At 72.2% G+C, this 1911-nt stretch carries 1 protein-coding gene; it reads left to right on the forward strand.

The features are described from left to right. Positions 1-1911 (forward strand): amino acid adenylation domain-containing protein (locus tag ACF089_RS35890; RefSeq protein WP_392036431.1); only part of this gene is annotated, 1911 nt, incomplete at both ends.

The following is a 1911-nucleotide window of genomic DNA, read 5'->3' on the forward strand; positions in this document are numbered from 1 at the left end:
TGGAAGCCGTCGCCGCCGACCCCGATATACGGATCGGCCGGCTCGACGTCCTCCTGGAGGGCGAGCGCCGACAGCTGCTGACCGAGTGGAATCCGCCGCCGCGACCCCTGCCCGAGGCGGCGAAGACACTGCACGAGTGCTTCGCCGATCAGGTCGCCCGCACTCCGTCGGCCGTCGCCGTGCGCTCGGACGAGGAAGTGCTCACCTACCGGGAGCTGGATCTGCGGGCGAGCCGCCTCGCCCGCCGTCTGGTCGAGGCGGGAGTGGGCTCCGAGGAGATCGTCGGCGTACTCCTTCCGCGCTCCCCGGGTCTGCTCGTCTCCTTCCTCGCCGTCCTCAAGGCCGGCGGCGCCTATCTGCCGCTCGACGCCAAGGAGCCCGAGTCACGCAGGGAACGCCTCCTGGCGGAGGCCGACGTCCGATGGGTGCTGACCGACGCCGCCGGACGCGAGGACGTCCGGCTCCCCGACTCCGTACAACCGCTCGACGTCGACGGAGCAGGCGACGCGGACAGCGACGCGCACCTGGACACCCATCCGGCCGGCGGGGCCGGCGCCGGCGATCCGCGGAACCTCGCGTACGTCATGTACACCTCCGGATCGACCGGGGAGCCGAAGGGCGTGGCGGTCACCCACGCCTCCGTCGTTCAGCTCGCGCTCGACAGCTGCTGGCGCGGTGGGAGCCATCAGCGCGTGCTCTTCCACTCGCAGCATTCCTTCGACGCCTCCACCTATGAGATCTGGACCCCGCTGCTGTCCGGCGGAGAGGTGGTGGTGGCCCCGCCCGCCGCCCTGGACGCGGCCGAACTGGCCCGGCTGACCCGCGATGACAGGGTCACCGGTCTCTGGCTCACGGCGGGCCTCTTCCATCTCATAGCCCGGGAGAGCCCCGGAGCGCCGGCCGGAGTGCGGGAACTCTGGGTCGGCGGAGACGTCGTCGACCCGGACGCGGTACGGCGTGTCATGGCGGCGTGCCCCGGGCTCACCGTGGTGGACGGCTACGGACCCACGGAGAACACGACCTTCGCCACGCACTACCGCGTACCGCCCGGCGGGCTGGGCGACCGGCACTCGGTCCCGATCGGACGCCCGCTCGACAACACCTCCGTCCATGTCCTGGACCCCGGTCTGCGGCCGGTGCCGGTCGGTGTGCGCGGTGAGCTGTATGTGTCCGGCGCCGGACTCGCGCGGGGATATGTGCGCAGGGCCGCGCTGACGGCGGAGCGGTTCGTCGCCGACCCGTTCGGCCCCGACGGCTCACGGATGTACCGGACCGGAGACCTGGTGCGGTGGCGGGCGGACGGGAACCTGGAGTACGTCGGCCGGGCCGACGAGCAGGTCAAGGTGCGCGGCTTCCGGATCGAGCCCGGTGAGATCGAGTCGGCCCTGCTCCGCGCCGACGGGGTGGCCCAGGCCGTCGCCCTGGTCCGCTCGGACGGGCCGGGCGACAAACGGCTGGTGGCGTACGCGGTCCCCGGGGCGGGCTCCGTGCTCGACGGCCCCGGGCTGCGTCACGGTCTCGCCGAACTGCTCCCCGAGTACATGGTCCCCGCCGCGGTCGTCGTGCTCGACCGGCTGCCGCTCACCGCGAACGGCAAGCTCGACCGCCGGGCCCTGCCCGCCCCCGACTTCGCCGCCGCCGTGAGCGGCCTGGCGCCCCGTACCCCTCGTGAAGAGACCCTGTGCCGGCTCTTCGCCGATGTTCTCGGGTTGCCGGAAGTGGGTGTCGACGACGGTTTCTTCGATCTCGGCGGCGACAGCATCGTGTCGATCCAGCTGGTGAGCCGGGCCCGGGAAGCCGGTCTGGCCATCACCCCCCGTGAGGTTTTTCAGTGTCAGTCGGTGGGGGCGTTGGCTGTGGTGGCGCGGGATGTGGGTGTGGGTGTGGTGGGTGATGGTGAGGGTGTTGGTG

The sequence above is a fragment of the Streptomyces sp. NPDC014894 genome, assembly GCF_043080985.1.
Classification (GTDB): Bacteria; Actinomycetota; Actinomycetes; order Streptomycetales; family Streptomycetaceae; genus Streptomyces.